Origin of the sequence: Photobacterium sanguinicancri (assembly GCF_002265265.1) — a bacterium.
In the GTDB taxonomy this organism is placed as follows: Bacteria; Pseudomonadota; Gammaproteobacteria; order Enterobacterales; family Vibrionaceae; genus Photobacterium; species Photobacterium sanguinicancri.
The window spans coordinates 1-15,863 of record NZ_NOIF01000050.1; the positions used below are offsets into that span (position 1 = coordinate 1).

Sequence of the window (15,863 nt, forward strand, 5' to 3'; positions counted from 1 at the left end):
CTCGGAGATGTGTATAAGAGTCAACTATAAAAGTATCGAGGTTTCTTATTTAAACTTTAGCGTATAACCAGGCTAGCCACTTATCTACCTGCTTAGCTTCCTTAATAGTTAACCCTGCAGACTTTAATTGAAGTAGCCATTGTTGTAGTGAATACCAATCATCTTTTTCTGACACGCGATGATGCCCATAGGTTCGAGATTCAGAACAAAAGCCCAAGGAGAATTGTATACTCGATTGCGTATTAACCAGCGTATTAATCGGTAAGGCCGCGCCAAAATCGATAATCGTGATTGCCTTCGACTGTTTATCGAGTAATACATTCGAAGGTTTAATATCGCCATGAACCCAGCCTTGCTGATGGATAAGAGTTATCGCCCGCACTAGTTGTGGCACCAAGTCTAAAAAGAGAGAAACTTGATGCTGCTCCAAGCTAAGTAAAGAGTCACCTGCGACATACTCAAGAACTAATAACTGCTCATCGACTAACCGCTCAATCGGCTGGCGAAAATAATGCGAGTGGCATTGCTGTAAACAACGCCATTCACGTTCTAGTTGATCATCTTCACCTTGCTTGATCACCACTGGCTGCATGAAATTGGCTTGCCGATCGTGCGCAAGCCATACCTTATCCGAGAGTGTATCAATCACGTCAAAACGTTCTGTCAGCGGGTGCGTTACTCGTGCAGGGCATGAGTGTGAGTCATGAAATGCGACCTTCATATTTCTACCTTAGTCATGCAGCTACAGATTGGATGAAAGATGAAAGTTATTCAGCAAACGCTTATTCAACACACTATTACTGCTGTCCAGTGCGTATTCAAACACTATGCTTTGATCTTCTAAACCATAATGAAGTTTGCGTACTCTTCTATCCGCCGTCGCGCTCGAACTACCATCAAAAAGCATTCTAAACAATGCCCATTGCCCAGTATAAGACTTAGTCGCGATGCGGTTTTCACCACTGTAGAAATTTGCCGACATATAATCGTTTGCACCAATCGATGGCCATACCACCTTGCTCCACAAACGAGGGCCATGGCGATAGGTAAAGATATTTTCATTCTCTCGTACATTAAATTGTGTGGATGAGGTGCTCATTGAACTGGCTCTAAACTTCAACTTAACCGCAAGCTGCTGACCTGTAGGACCAAAGAAAATAGTACTGATTTTCTTCGCTTGGTTAAGTTGATTTAATGTTGCTTGCTGTATTGGCAACTTACGGCCATCAACCTCTGCTAATTTTAAGGTGTTATTATCCCAATATACAAAGGGCTGTAACTGCTTGGTAATAAAGGTATCTAGACGCCCTTGCGGTTTGAACATAGTAGCAAAATCATCAATTGCGACTTCACCTCGTCCTTGCAGTGCAAATGGAAAACGTCCTTCAACGGCTTCGCGATAAAAATGATAGACCTGCCCTTGCCATTGCTGGTTAAGGTAGCCAACGCCACCTTCAATCACGCCCTTCCACGCTTGCTTATCAAGGCTTTTGATCCAGTCTGCAACTTGCCCCGGTGCTTTGCTTGATTGGCGTCGGAAGTTAACTAACGCATCTTGGCTACCTGCCGCATGGGCTTGTGCATTCGCATACAGCACACGCTGTGGTTCACTGCTGGTTAACGCTGAATCAAAATAAGTATTTAAGTTATCCAGCTCAGTCATTAGCTCATCGATTGGTGCACTCTTGCTTTTCCCTTGAATAGCCATGAAAGAGGCATAACGACTAAAAGCTTCGTTAACTACAAATGATGGTTGTAAACGGACTAAGTCATCACCCGCAACGCGATTGATTTTGTCGAGCTTTCTTAGCTGCTTACCGACCTTTTTCAGACCAAGCTGGTTTGCCGCTTTTGCGTTTCCTCTGGTATCAGCATCATTTTTAGCCGCCAGCGTGGTGTTCACAATCACTGCATCTAACACATCAATTAATGGACTGTTGGCTGGCTCTCGGGCAATTTTAATAGCGCTAGCAAGGTCATACACACTGGTGAAGTCTTTCACTTCAATGTTCTTCACCAACTCTTTCCACTGATAGACATAATCCGCGTAGTACAGCCTTTGGATTTTCTTACTAAGCTCAGATAGCTCAGCAACAGACGCGCCAGACATATCCCCTTGGATACTTTTGAATTCATCATATTGCTTTTTCAACAGAGCCGACTTAACGGTTAGATCTATTTTACTGTGCCCTTGGCGAGTGAATAACTCAGGCAATAAATAACCGTGGAAGTCTTCTCTAAATTGAAATAAATCATCAAATTTATCACCCAACTGACGTCGAATATCCACTCGATTTCGGTATTCAGGCATCGATTTTACACGCGCATAAATCAAGCGTTCAGGCGATAACCCTTCTAAGTTTTGAACCGCAACCGATACCAACTCATCATTGGATTTCAGCATGTTTTGATAATCACTATTGAATAAATCAACCATCAACTTACTCAGATTGTTGATGTTACTCGCTGAAATATCACCTTGATCGTTGAGTGTATCGACCAGGTAATTAATCATTTCATTCTGATCTAGGCGTTGCTTATCAAACAACATTTGATAATAACGCAACAATTCAAAGACCTTACTTGGATTACCTAAGTTAACGTACACATACAGTTCGCTACTTAACACCTCTTCAAGTTGAGGCAGCAAAAAGATCTGCAGTTGCTTTTGGTAGCTTTGATAAATATCTTCAGCAGTTTGAGTTTGGTTAAAGCTGACTTTATCGTACCAAGCTAAGGGCTGTTCGCCTTCTTGTGCCACCAATCGTAATTCATTCAGAACTGGCGTAATTTCTTCTAAGCCAGTAAAGCCATCGCGCAAACGATCAATATCATTACGGTATAAGCTCAGTTTAGTAATCGCCTTTTCTCGAAACGCTTCATCGTAGCTCCAGTTATCACGCAACTGCAGGCCAAAGAATACAATCCCAGACACGACGCACATCACCATTAACGATCGCAACGCTAAATAGCTATAGTGACGACGTTCATTAACACCAACCAGCGTGGCTTCAGGTAATATAACATTGCTAAAAATACGGTTGGCAAAAAGACTCTTTCGACCTTGTTGCTGGTGCTTGATACCTTCGGCATTGAAAGCGGCTTTATCAGCCACAAGCTGGGTTAACAGATCAAAACTCACCTCTTTTTGACTCGTGGTGAGCATATACATACCACGTAACCATACCGATTGACGTACTCGGTTTTCACGGCCAAGATGAGTGAGCAGCTCATTCGCTCGCTCAAAGAACACACGTAACTGATAAGGAAGTGCGATGATCGATTTGGACTCTTCTTCACGCGATTCTCGCAATAGCTGAAACTGCTGCTGCGCTAAATTGGTCAAGATAGCATCACACTCTTTTTTGAGGTCACGCGGGTCAAAACGATTATTTTCGTTAAGCTGCAGCGTGACACCAAATGGATTCTCAACATCGCAACCCGAGTAGTTCGTAAAGAAATCGACAAAATCAGCAATCGAATCCGACTTAGTAAAGACGGTGTACACTGGCAGTGATAATCCAGTATGTTCACCCAGTGCCAAAATGGATTCCTGCAAGTTTGAGCTTAATGTAACGCGTGTTTTCTTGTCGCCCTGCAATAAACGATCGCAGCCTATCGCCGTAATAATGCCGTTTACCGCTTGGCGTGGACGATATTTCAATAGTTGCTGAGCAAATACACGCCATAGACGATCATCTATCCCTGAGTCATCGAATAAACGGTGGCCGACTTCAACCACAACAAGACTATCGTTACTCCAGAAACGTAAATACTGTTCGGTATCACTGTCATCTAACGTACGGTGCAATACGGGTTCTAAGTTGTTTTGCTGTAATAAGCTGCTTTTCGCATCTTTTTCACCACCAATAAGCACATACCATGGAAGTTCATACATGTTATGTAGCTTATTAGCCCGCAGGCCTTTTAGTTGCTTAATGGCCTCGATGAACATTTGGTTAATGGTTTTCACATCTTGCTTGAACAAGATTTCCACTTCATGCTCTTGCTTCGCTTCTTTTGATTGATCGCGATACCAATAACACGCGAAACTACTCAGCACACATAATATACCCCCGCCCCACATCATTGCGGTACGTAGGGGAAACGCATCGTCGGTAGCGATTGGCATCCAGTAGACAACTGCCAGTGTGCCCAACAAGAAGGCAAGAGTTATAGCCAGCCATGGCTTATTCAGGTTTACTTTATTCATTATTGTTACTAACTCTGTTTGCTGCGACGAATAACGGCATTCAAGCCAAATCGTGCATTTAACTCATTCTTCAATTGCTTAGCTTTGGTTAGATCTGCCTGTTTAGGCACCACCAGCTCAACCATGTTGTCCATTTCACGAATTTGCACGCTGTAGCCAGTACCTTGCATATCTTGAGCAAGTCGTTTGGCATTAGCCTCTATTGAGAATGTCGCCAACAATACTTCCCACTGTGCAGGCTTTGCCTCTGGTGTTGGAGCAGCTTTTTTCTCTGCGACTGGCTCAATGAGACCGATATCTTCAGCAGTACTGACATACACCAAATCTTCATCTTGAGAGGAGTTAGAAAAGCCATCCATTTCTAGTGTGTTGAACGCCGTGATCGTGGACTGACTTCGGCTGTCATACCAAAACTCAGAAAATATATAAGAGCCCACCACAACCAGCGTTGTAAGCATCATCAACTTAGGGGCGCTTAAAAACTGCCAAGGTGTTTTCTTTACGGGTAACTCTGGCGTAACAGGCACATGCATACCTGACTCTTCGCGAAAATGGCGGATCGTCAGGTATAACTCAGACTTTAACTCGTTGATCTTCCTGCGTTCGGCGTGACGATACTTGCCAAGGAAACCCATCATCATCAACACATACTGCAGCTCTAGAAAATCAACAAGCTTAGATGGTTGACGGCGCGCCTGATCAAGCAGTTGAAAAAAAACTTCACCACCATTGCGCTGATTAAATACCTTGCTTAGTACAGAGTGATTTTCCCAACGGATTTGCTCTCCCCACGAGGTATATTGGATCATTTCATCAAAAGCGGCACACAGCACAAAGCAGCCCTTTTCGATCACACTCGGGTGATAATCTAAAAACAGCCCCCGTCGTTTAAAATCATCAATTGCATCCAGTAGTTGTTGGCGGAAAGCGTCAATATCAAGCGGTGACGACATTCTCGGTAAGCTCACCAATAGCCCCAACAACTCACTACATGCATTAAGCAATGGGTTTTCATAGATAGCTAAATTATCGATTACCTTCTCAGTGCCTGATAAATCCAGCGCCTGAGTTTTAATTGGTTCAGCTATGTTTTGCTTAAACTCAGTGCGGCGTATCGAAATTGTTTCTTGTTCATTAAATAACGAAGTCATAGCGATACCATTAACGAATTACGTAAAATTCAATATCAACATCACCAATACGGCTGTCGACGTGTAACGCAATTGGCTCGTCTTTTTGCACCAATTCATGCCATAGCTCAGAACGTGTATCTAACTCAAAATATGCGGCATCCGTGCGCAGTTTTAGCTCGGAAGGTGCTATAGGTAAGGTGCGTAATGGCACACCAGATAATGAATTTCGTACCAAATCGGCAATCGTACTATTCCCCGCCAGTTTCACGGCTAATGGAAACTGTTCACTTAATTGCACTGATCCCAACGGGGATGACACAACAAGAATAAAGCGGCCTGAGTTATATAAACCACGATCTTGCACCAGCGTTCGCAATAAGCGACGTTTCAAGAATAAGTTTGAATCCCAAGTTAACGTGGTGACATTATCAAGTTGAACTTCACGCAATAGCACACGCATATCAACAAATAAGCTAGAGAATAAGGTGTATAACTTGCCATTATTCCAACCTGGGTATTCTTGCGGCATCTTGCCATTTAGCCCCTGCATCTCACCGGCAACTTGCAAACATTGGTGATACACCTCTTGTGGTGAGGTAGTACCAACATCAAGCCAATACTTCACCATAGGAAGCCAACGACCTAACGACTGGAGCCATAAGTAATCACGCATAAGGGCTTGGTGACTTTTACTGGCCGATTCAACTTGCAAACGTTGGGAGATCGTTCGGGCGCGATATTGCATCTGCGCATATAGATCGCTCACCCCTTCTTTCAGGTAGTTAGACACAGTGAAGTACAGTGATGCTGGAATAAACGCTTGGTTTAATTCAATTTCACCATCAGACTTATGTTCAGATACATGCGCAATCGGGATTAATGTGTAATCTTGTAGATCTTCACCTTCAAGCTTTAATACAATATTCAACTCTGCCAGTTCTAGTTGCAACGCATCACTATTGCCTCTGCTGGTATCAAACACATTGTGATCCGCGCGATGGTAGCGACGGTTTCGGTCACTTTTTTCACCTACGTTAACCACACCAGAGCGGTAGATTGGCATTGCAAGGTAAACCATTTTATCTATGGTGCCTGCGGGAACATCCAGCGCTAAGCCATTACGGATATCAAACGGTGTGCCATCAGGAAAAATACCTCTCGCGTTCTTAATACCGACTTTACCTATGTTCGTCATAGAGTGATCAAGGTTAAAATCAGCCAAACCATAACGCGATGGGTTCATCAGCCCGCAATAGTCTTTTGCAAAGCCTTCTAAATAGCGTTCTTGTTGTTGAAAGTGCTGAGGACTTAAAAACATCCCTTCAGACCAAACGACTTTATTCTTATCCATTATTTGTCCTCTAGATCCGTAACACTGACATTAATACCGTCGATCATTACGTTTACTTCGATTTTTGAATCAGGCTCGATAGCCATAATCACTTTATTTTTTGCTTCTCGGTAATTCGCGAATGCCGCTATCACTCCCACATATTTCACTTCACTCATTTGCGGAATTTCCACCGTCAATTTACCGCTTGGTAAAACACTACCTAGTTGACGCTTCGATAATAAATCGGCTTTGAGTGCACCCTGATCATCGTTGTAAATGTCCAAAAAATTGGCTTGCTTAAACGCTTCACTATCTGCCAATTGATAAATTCTGACTTCAAGCGGCGATGCAAGACCGTCAATATTTGGGTTAATATTATTTGCAGCGGTGATATGCGCGATCACTAGCGCGGGACTGTCATCTTTCCAAAACATCCAGCTACTGCAACCATTCAGCATTAACAATGCAGAGACGAGAAATAAAATGCGCTTCATTTACTTATCTCCAAATGTTTGTTTGATGCGTAAGCTTTCAGCAAAGTAAGCTTTGAACTTCATCTGCCACTCGTTGTTCTCTTTCTGACGCGCATAATAGCGTTGATACATGGCCCAATAATCAGGTTTTCGCCCCCAAAAACTGCTTGGTGCTAAGTCAGTGAATAAACCTTCTAATGACTCTGGTGACACTTCCGTTAATAAACGATCTAGAGCCATTTCAGCCGCTTGCATCATCATCTCTTGTTGCTTCGCTTGAAATGACAAAAGCTGCTGAGGGTCAAGAACCGCAGATGCACTTGCAGTTGTAGCGGCTGACTGATGCTCTTGCACCCCACCACGCTGCGATTCTCGTCGCGGCTCTCGTTGTATGGCGACCACTTGGTTTATGTTGTCATCACCGAATGGGTCATCATCAAAACCATCATCTTGAAACACATTCGCTGTTTGAGACTGCTTATCTAAAACAACTTCAGGTTCTCTTGCTAAAAAAGGGTCTTCAATCACACTGTCTTGCGATTCCGCCGTAAACGACAGGACGGGGTCAAACCTATCTGGCTCAGGAGTAACCACTTCTAAATGCGTTTTGACCGAGGGTAATTCGCTGCCAAAAGGGTCGTCTTCCCAACCGTTCAAAATAGGCTCGGCAGCAGATTGTAATTGCTTCGCTTTGGCCGTTTCAGGAATGAAACAAGAAATCATCAGCCTATACTTACCTAAATTCAGTACATCACCGTCGCTTAAGGTCGATTGGTTATTACGACCCAGTGGCTCATGGCTACCATTAATAAATAAGCCATTGGTACTGACATCCATAATTTGATAACCACGACTGCTGCGGCTAATTAGTGCATGCGTTCCTGAGATTTCACGAGAAGCATCTGAGAGCTGCATGGTCGTGCCAAATGCACGGCCTATGCTGCCTCCTTCATCAGGAAAATTATGCGCCCATGCAGTAATGGGCTCCCCGTCTGGAGAACTGATAATTCTTAGTGATAACGGCATGCTACCCCTCCTTACACTGCTTAACAGCTTGGTTGAACTCTTTAATAAAACGAGGATACTGCTTCGTGAATTTCTTCGAGAAGTAGACCCCTAATGGTTTGTCATTCACTTTTGTTGTTGTGATGGCTCGGTGACTCACGCCCAACTTTTTTATCGCCTCTTCCATTACAAAGTCGTTGGCAAGAACAGCACCCACTTCACCCGAAAGAAGTAACTCTAATAACGCAGTAGGACGACGCGGTTTTTTTTCAACGCGATAGCCCTGAGCTTGCAGCCAAAACCATTTATTCGACCCAAATAGCGCTGTCACCATCACTTCTTTTTTAAACATGGGATCTTTGGTATCAATCGAATCTGACAAGCTGAACCAGCTCCATGTCTGCTGCATCACTGGTGATGAATAATCAGCGTATTTGTCACGAATGCCATTTTTAGATGCTAAGAAAAAGCCATGTTGTTCACCGACTTCAATCAAGATTTGTGCACGATCCCAATCCGTCATGGTGATTTGATAGGGCTGCTTAAGCACCTTCATTACACACTTAAGATGAGTAATCCCCGGCCCTTTCATCTCACCACGTTCTTGGTATTGATATGGCCGCCACTCTTGTGTTGCGAGTAATAAACGTTCAGGGCGTGCTTCTGCATTCGCAAAACTTGATGCTATTACACTCGCTAAAATAACAACGGTTTTCGCTATTTTTGGCATCATCATTAACGCTCCTTCACAGGCTTACCATCCATACGAATAACCGTACCGTTAACGCCATAGACATCACTGGCCATTTCCATCAAAACAAAGGGGACTTTCTGCTTAATTCGCTGTGCTTGTTGAAAGCTAATCGCGATATCAGGCGGTGAGATCACACCAACAGGAAGATCGCCAACGTCAACTTGATCATTAATAACCTGAAGGCCATAAATAGCCGCTTGATGCGCATTGTTCACAAAGCTCACGCCAAATGACATCAAGGCACTATCTTGGCTTTGGTTCACCACATCTGGCACAGCGGAGATCAGTGCTAGTTTTTGTGAATAACGGTTAATTTCATCCACCCGCGACAACAAGCTTGAGCTGCCCGTTAACCAAAGTAATGAATGATCTAACTGAGGATCGTTTTCTTTTAAATCCGCAATGGCTCTTCCCATCGCAAGGTCTAGCTTTAGGTCTGCCATGCTCTCGTCAACGGCAACTGGCACAATCTTGATACCAGCCTGTTCAGCCACCGCTTTTAGAGGAAGAAATTGAGTCAAGTACGCGCTTCGATTGGTGTTTGCATACAAAATACCTATGTTTTTTAAGCTGGGGTTGAATCGCTTCATGAAGCTTAAAATGACATCAGCAGGCAGATTCAGAGAGGTAAAAGCAAAGTTATCACCAGAGCCACTGTATTTATCGATTAAGCCAAGTTGCACGGGATCTTTCGCGTTAACAGAAATAACCGGCAGCTTACCGCCCGCATAAAGGTTACGAACCTCCACCGTCGCTTTCGACCCTAAGGTATAAATAAGGTTTACCTTTTTCTCTGCTTGTTTTAATAAAGCAGCTAACGCAATTGGATTAGACGGTAACTGTTTTACTATCCACTGCGTTTGTGGCAATTCACGGCTATACACACTTAATAGTGTTTTTAGTGCGATGTCATAAGATGTCGCTTTGCGTGAAACAATCACCAAGACTTTGGGTAACGCTTGCGTTGGTGAAAACGTAACGCTTTCACCAACAACATCAGCTTGCCAATGGCTTGATGGCGCAGGTTGAAGATCTTTCCCTATCCAATTTGGCCAATCCCCTGACTCAGCCGATGTAGAAGCCAATGCTGTCGATACCAGAAACGCCGACATGATTGAAAAACCAATCACCGCAGACCACAGTATTCTCGAACCTATGCGGGTCACCATAGTGAATAACTTCGCTGTCAAATCTGTTGTATTCGCTAAACAATTCATTCGTGTGCTCCTTGACGTTGTTGACGATCAAAAAGCATGAAGATGACAGACGCGATAACAAAGAAGGCCGCAATCGTTAGCAGTGCTTCTTCGACATCAAGCCAAAACAGTAATTGACCCACAATAATGGCACCAGAAACATGACCGAGTCGCTCAAGAAAACGGTATGTTACGGCAACAGAAGAGTCAGACTCCTGTTTTGCCGTGTTATTAACGACATGCGTAACCACTGGCGCATTAATTAGGCCATGAGAGCCACCCATGAAGAGCATGGCTAGCGTAGTTAATAAGACAATTAACCAGTCCTGATCTTGGCTAAACGCTACCGCCAATACCACGAGTGATACGCCAGCCAGTAGATTACCAAGGCTAAGTGCCAGTTTGCTGCAACCATGTTTGTCTACCCATGGACCAACCTTGTAACTCACCAACAATACGATGGCAGCATACGTCATTAGCACCTGACCAATGCTTTCCTTGCTAACGCCCTTTTCAGCAAGCATTAACGGAACCGCAAATGAAACGATGCCTGTTAATGCCGCTTTGGTAGGAATACCCACTAAAACCATGGTGCGAATAAAAGCAGGGACTTTGATTAAGCGCCACGAGTCAGCAGCCATGGCTTTAATGTTGCTAAGCAAAGTGCCAGATTCAACGGCTTGACCGTGTGCAGCTCGATAAATAGATCCAGGCATAGATGGTAAGATCAGGCTAAACACACACATCACGGTGCCGATGGCAGCAGAAATCGTAAATATGCCAATATCGCCAAAGTAGCTAACCAATAAGGCCCCGATCGCCGCACCCGAAATAAAGCCAGCATTGAAACAAAATACAATAATGCCCGCGGCTTGGGTTTTATTACTCTTGTCGCTAAAGCGTAAGATGTACCCTTGCACCGAAATGAAGATCAATGATTGGCCAACACCAGAAATAAAGCGTGCAGCAATTATCTTGCTCATTTCCCCAGATTCACTAAAGCCAAGCAAGGCACATCCCAAAGTTGAAAGCAAAATACCAAAGAATAAGACTTGGCGAATATCAAAGGTTTCAATTAATCGTGCGGCAGGCAATAACGTCAGTGCAAAACCAAGGAAATACAAAGCAAAAAACAACGAAGAAGCACTTGCCCCCAAACCATTCGCTTCCGCAACCGATGTTAAAAATTGTGGCAAAATTGGCGCCATCAAAGCTTCCATCAACACGGCACCAAGAAATAGCGGTTTTAAACGTTCCAATACTTGATCTTTCGGTGACTGATTCAGTTCGCCACTCAGCAAACGGATAAAGGCGAAACAAACTAAACCACAAGCAAAAAACAAAATAGCGAAGTTTTTTAATACTTGTGCGAGTTGCCCTATCACCATTTCAGCCTGATAAGATAAACGTACTTCCCCTTCACCCGATGTGCTTAACGCGTACTCTAATCCACCATTGCTCACCATCATTTGGCCCATAGCGTTTTCATCAACGCTTGTTGCCACCAATTGGGCACTCTTGTAAACCGAAATACTGGCAAGCTCTGGATTTGCACGACGGAAATGATCCAGCATGCTATCAACCCCCGTGATCATGTCACGGCCAATGTCGTATTCCAGTACAGGGGATAGACGGTAGCTAACAATATCGGCAAGAGATATCGCCTTACTATGAAGACCATCGCGGTATAAGCTGCCCACCAGCATCATTACGCAGACAGTCATGGCAAAAAACACCACAGTAAAGCTGGTCAGGTACACCGCTCGTTTACGACTGCGTAATACACTACCGATAAAGACAAGCAATAAAATCAGAATTAGCCACATCATAGGTTGAAAGGTACTGGTGACCTTCTCTTCAACCTTTTGCTGACTTAAATACACTTTCAAGGTGCCGATTTGCGAAAATTTATTATTCAATGCAATGGTTATCGAACTCTCTTCATCGCTTTGAGTTCCGGTTCGATACAACTCCTTGCTCCCCGCAAACAGCGTTAACCCTGTTACTGATGGATCCGATTTTACAATTGGCTGCAAGACTAAATTTAGCCCTGCAATCTCAGACAGCGGTACACCCGACTTTAGTACTTGTTCGATACCCAGTCGGGTTGCTTGCGTTTGCGCAAAGACGGCATCCGATGATAATTGACGGTAGCTTTTCAGCGCTTGCGCATACCCTACAACCAACACCAGCAATAGTGACATTGTCACTATTGCTGTGCCGAAAGTAAGTCGTAGGTTAGATTTAACTGTTTCCACTAAGACACCTAAGCACTTTCTAAACTGGCGAACTCATCGTTTAGGCAATGCGATAATGCCCCCGGACGCGTATTGTTTAGGTATACCAAGCGGTTAAATACCAGCGATTGGATCAGATCATGATAGGTCATGCCCTCACCTTGAATATCATGACAAACAATACTGAGTTTGTTGCCTTCAGGACGCTTCAAATCAGGTTTAGGATTAGTTTCAAGTACATATAGCTGACCTTGATTATCCATGCGTAAATCAACACGAACCAAAGTATGTAGACCAAGCTGCTTGAAGATTTTGATCCCCAAATCGGCCAATTGCTTACGCAGCTCAGGATCTTCAACTTTCAATAAACGGTCATCAGTGATCGGTTTAACATCCATCGATGTAAAGATTGGTTCATCTTCAAGTAGTACACGTTCAGTGATTGAAAATGCCAACGGCTCTTCGCGTTTACTTAGTTCATCATTTTTGAACACAACAGGCCCAGCAACGGCAACCACAAACTCACGACCAGAAAGGAAAGGTTCGATCATCACCGTATTATTTGTCGCAGCTTGCACGTGCTCGATCTTATGTTTTAACTGTTCGCGATCAAAAACAGGGTATACATGGACAGAGGCGCGACCAGAAACAGGCTTCACCACAAATGTCGAACCGAACTCTGCTTCCATACTGTCTAACTTCTGTTGGTTAGCAATAGACTGAATATCTTCCCCAAGCGCGACAGTAATAAACGGTGCCGTTGGAATACCGGCGGCATTAATTTCATGCTTAAACAGGTGTTTATTATCTAAAACACCCGCTGTCATCGGTGAATGACCGACATAAGGAACACCCAGCATTTCCAACATCGATGGTAAGTGGCACATCGAGTCAAAGCCTTGTAAACCACCACTATTGGTCACCACTAGATCAATATTCAGTTCTTTTAATCGTCGGGGTAAATCAATATTTTCTGGCAATACACAAACGTGCTTAAAACCTGATTCACATAGTGCATCTGCAATATCACAGGCGACAGGTTGGTATGTTTTGGTAGAGCGCGGGCTCAAATTTTCATAAATGAAATTCTCAGGCTGAGATTTTTCACCACCATGAACGACAGCAATGCTTAAAAACTCACGAATCCACTTTTGCTGACTACGGCTAAATACACTCATTTAAAACTCAATATCTCAATCTAAAACTTAGTGGCTAATCAATGTTATTAGCCACTCTTAACAATCAAATAAGGGTTAACTTATCGACAATGGTTAGCCAACCCGCAGGTTCACGCATTAACTTATCAGCACGGTAATGTTCCCCGCCGACTTTTAATTTATGCCCTTTGATGTTGACAATTACGCGTTCTTTTTCGATTTTTGCTGCTTGTGCAAACAGCTCGCGTACCATGTTTAACGCTGGTGTTTCCTCGTTATATTCGAATGGCAACTCTTCTTCGCCAAACATATTTGCTAGGCCATAGTCGATATTCATTTCGTGGAATGCACGGTAGTGAAGAATTTTTGCAACTTTATCAATCGCTGGGGCTAACTTGCTTAAACGGTATGCCAGTGATTGACCGTGAATAAAGCCCGCCGCTGCAGTAGCGGCACCTGTAATCACGTTTCCTGGAATACAGTCGGTAGCTAGAGCTGCGGTTTGAGATTCAAGCTTCAACTTTTTACAGTCGATGATCAGCTCGCAAAGCTTATATTCTAACGTTAACCCTTTGCCTTTAAATTGGCTCAGTGACTCGTTTAGACGCACTAAATGAGCAATCGTTTTTGCGTCTGAACGACCATGACGTGCAGCCCCTAACGCATTCACATGCGTCACACCAGACAGCACACCACCTGAAAATGATACAGCCGCCCCACCAATTTTCTTCGCGCAACGTTTCTTGAAGTACGCTGCCGTTTTGGTATTTTGGTACGAGTTAGCATCCATTGGTGACAATATTGGGTTAGCTTCCAACTTTTTAGCATCACGCTTACCAGACCACTCATAGATCTCGGAAAGAATGTCGTAGCCCAGTTTTACAGTGCCAATAATGTCACCCGCACTACCAAACTCGATCCCACTCCCTGTGGTATATAGACCTTCGCCTTTAGCAGCGCCAACGATGTCTTTCGTTGCACTCGCCCAATCCCCTGCAAAACCAAGGATATCACCGCGCATGTCATTAACGACTTCACCATAAATTTTGGCTTCATCGATCGCTTTTTGCTTAGTAAAACCTTGTTGCTTGGGTAGTTTTTTCTGGCGAGCAGTCACCTTGGCACCGCTTTTCTGATCTAACGGTGTATATGTGCCCTGCGTACCGACACTTGCGATGCCTGCATTACTTAAAATATGATTTCTATTTCTAGCGTCTTCTAGATCGTAACTTTTCTTTCGACCAAACATAATTCAACTCACAATTTATTCGTTGATAAAAACTTAAGTTCATCCGGGACTGATTCAGTATTCCCCGCTACCAATCAGTCCCATTTTTAATATGTCATTAGGATGAAATAACCCTTAAGTGATATAGCTGGGTTTATTTAATCACTAGTGATTAAAAGACCAATCTACCAATTCTTTGGTTTCATCAAGGTAAGCATCAAAACAAGTAATATGTGCAGTCACATCAACCGCAGTTGCTTGCATAACGAAACTCATTTGCTGAATTTTATCAATGTAATGCTTAACTTCGTGATAACTCATAGCTACATCATTACGTGCTTTTTTAATTTTCATGCTTTCTTGAAATTCATCATGATGAAGCCCATCAATATTGAATGTATTTTCAATTAAGCGCTCTAAAACCACCTGACGGTTATCGAGTAAAACAGCCGCTTGTTTTAACTTCGCCAAATTCCGCTGTAGCTTTAATCCAAGATCTGAAATATCTTTAGCATGCCATTTCGCAATTTTTCTTAGTGCTTCCGTCTCACCAAGGCTTTCACTCAAACTATCTAAGTTTGCGGCATCATATTTTTGACGTTTGCGCGCTTTTCTCGCGCTGCCCATCGCTTTAGCCGCAGCTTCAATCCCTTTAAAAGTATACTTAACCGCGATCTCGCCACCAGGAATAAGCGTAAAGGGTAACTTTATGTATTTAATTGGGTTTTTCTTTTGCACACGCACTAAATCTACAATTTTACGGCGGACTTTATACAATCTACCACTTGTAGCAGATTCATAAGCGTGGGCTGAATTGTCCAGATAATCCCCACCACCATACGTACCTCTCTTATGGCGTTCATGACTAATAAAGCTATCTGAATCCGACATTTTAGGTGATGCAAAAGCCTGTAACTTTTGAGCTGCTACTCGGCTAAAACTGGCAGAAAACTTTTGCTTTGTTTCTTGAATAATCGCTTTCTGTTCGACTTTATCAATGACATGCTTATCTATCAGGCCGTTTAATTCTGTAAATTTACCGCTGCCTAGTGCAAGGTCGATAATAGGATCGGCTTTACCCGCTTTTAACTGCTTTCCAATATCTAATTCAGGCATAATTAATATACTCCTTTA

General features: G+C 43.4%; 12 protein-coding genes. All 12 read right to left on the bottom strand.

What is annotated here, in order from left to right; genetic code table 11:
* Positions 1-49 precede the first annotated feature (49 nt).
* Positions 50-721 (bottom strand): protein kinase domain-containing protein, encoded by a 672-nt coding sequence (locus ASV53_RS09880; RefSeq protein ID WP_062690619.1) that lies wholly within the window; start codon positions 719-721, stop codon positions 50-52.
* A gap of 21 nt (positions 722-742) precedes the next feature.
* Entirely contained in the window at positions 743-4,213 is a 3,471-nt protein-coding gene (gene tssM / locus ASV53_RS09885; RefSeq protein WP_094956976.1) for a type VI secretion system membrane subunit TssM, read from the bottom strand.
* Positions 4,214-4,221: 8 nt separating this feature from the next.
* On the bottom strand, positions 4,222-5,364 hold the full coding sequence (gene icmH, locus ASV53_RS09890; protein WP_094956977.1) for a type IVB secretion system protein IcmH/DotU: 1,143 nt from the start codon (positions 5,362-5,364) through the stop codon (positions 4,222-4,224).
* A 10-nt stretch (positions 5,365-5,374) separates the two neighbouring features.
* Positions 5,375-6,697, bottom strand: a complete 1,323-nt coding sequence (gene tssK, locus ASV53_RS09895) for a type VI secretion system baseplate subunit TssK (protein WP_062690618.1) — start codon at positions 6,695-6,697, stop codon at positions 5,375-5,377.
* Positions 6,697-7,173: a type VI secretion system lipoprotein TssJ gene (gene tssJ / locus ASV53_RS09900; RefSeq protein WP_062690617.1), complete on the bottom strand. Its 477-nt coding sequence runs from the start codon at positions 7,171-7,173 to the stop codon at positions 6,697-6,699. The genes tssK and tssJ overlap by 1 nt, the downstream gene beginning before the upstream one ends.
* A complete protein-coding gene (locus ASV53_RS09905; protein ID WP_062690616.1) occupies positions 7,174-8,178 on the bottom strand; it encodes a type VI secretion system-associated FHA domain protein in 1,005 nt (334 codons plus the stop codon). It lies immediately after the preceding gene.
* Between the two features lies 1 nt (position 8,179).
* Positions 8,180-8,893 (bottom strand): transporter substrate-binding domain-containing protein, encoded by a 714-nt coding sequence (locus ASV53_RS09910; RefSeq protein ID WP_239928768.1) that lies wholly within the window; start codon positions 8,891-8,893, stop codon positions 8,180-8,182.
* Positions 8,893-10,128, bottom strand: a complete 1,236-nt coding sequence (locus ASV53_RS09915; protein ID WP_239928769.1) for an ABC transporter substrate binding protein — start codon at positions 10,126-10,128, stop codon at positions 8,893-8,895. Before ASV53_RS09915 ends, ASV53_RS09910 begins: the two co-directional genes overlap by 1 nt.
* Entirely contained in the window at positions 10,125-12,365 is a 2,241-nt protein-coding gene (locus ASV53_RS09920) for an MFS transporter (RefSeq protein ID WP_239928770.1), read from the bottom strand. Before ASV53_RS09920 ends, ASV53_RS09915 begins: the two co-directional genes overlap by 4 nt.
* Before the next feature lie 8 nt (positions 12,366-12,373).
* The gene (locus ASV53_RS09925) at positions 12,374-13,522 is read right to left on the bottom strand and encodes a D-alanine--D-alanine ligase family protein (protein ID WP_094956978.1); all 1,149 of its coding nucleotides are present in this window, start codon (positions 13,520-13,522) and stop codon (positions 12,374-12,376) included.
* Between the two features lie 64 nt (positions 13,523-13,586).
* Positions 13,587-14,750, bottom strand: a complete 1,164-nt coding sequence (locus tag ASV53_RS09930; RefSeq protein WP_062690614.1) for a hypothetical protein — start codon at positions 14,748-14,750, stop codon at positions 13,587-13,589.
* A 144-nt stretch (positions 14,751-14,894) separates the two neighbouring features.
* Positions 14,895-15,845, bottom strand: coding sequence for a hypothetical protein (locus tag ASV53_RS09935; protein ID WP_094956979.1), 951 nt, complete (start codon positions 15,843-15,845; stop codon positions 14,895-14,897).
* Positions 15,846-15,863 lie beyond the last annotated feature (18 nt).

What these genes read in the sequence shown, in the direction of transcription:
- ASV53_RS09880 (WP_062690619.1), bottom strand. Translation starts at nt 721, where the DNA reads ATGAAGGTCGCATTTCATGACTCACACTCATGCCCTGCACGAGTAACG.
- tssM (WP_094956976.1), bottom strand. Translation starts at nt 4,213, where the DNA reads ATGAATAAAGTAAACCTGAATAAGCCATGGCTGGCTATAACTCTTGCC.
- icmH (WP_094956977.1), bottom strand. Translation starts at nt 5,364, where the DNA reads ATGACTTCGTTATTTAATGAACAAGAAACAATTTCGATACGCCGCACT.
- tssK (WP_062690618.1), bottom strand. Translation starts at nt 6,697, where the DNA reads ATGGATAAGAATAAAGTCGTTTGGTCTGAAGGGATGTTTTTAAGTCCT.
- tssJ (WP_062690617.1), bottom strand. Translation starts at nt 7,173, where the DNA reads ATGAAGCGCATTTTATTTCTCGTCTCTGCATTGTTAATGCTGAATGGT.
- ASV53_RS09905 (WP_062690616.1), bottom strand. Translation starts at nt 8,178, where the DNA reads ATGCCGTTATCACTAAGAATTATCAGTTCTCCAGACGGGGAGCCCATT.
- ASV53_RS09910 (WP_239928768.1), bottom strand. Translation starts at nt 8,893, where the DNA reads ATGATGATGCCAAAAATAGCGAAAACCGTTGTTATTTTAGCGAGTGTA.
- ASV53_RS09915 (WP_239928769.1), bottom strand. Translation starts at nt 10,128, where the DNA reads ATGAATTGTTTAGCGAATACAACAGATTTGACAGCGAAGTTATTCACT.
- ASV53_RS09925 (WP_094956978.1), bottom strand. Translation starts at nt 13,522, where the DNA reads ATGAGTGTATTTAGCCGTAGTCAGCAAAAGTGGATTCGTGAGTTTTTA.
- ASV53_RS09930 (WP_062690614.1), bottom strand. Translation starts at nt 14,750, where the DNA reads ATGTTTGGTCGAAAGAAAAGTTACGATCTAGAAGACGCTAGAAATAGA.
- ASV53_RS09935 (WP_094956979.1), bottom strand. Translation starts at nt 15,845, where the DNA reads ATGCCTGAATTAGATATTGGAAAGCAGTTAAAAGCGGGTAAAGCCGAT.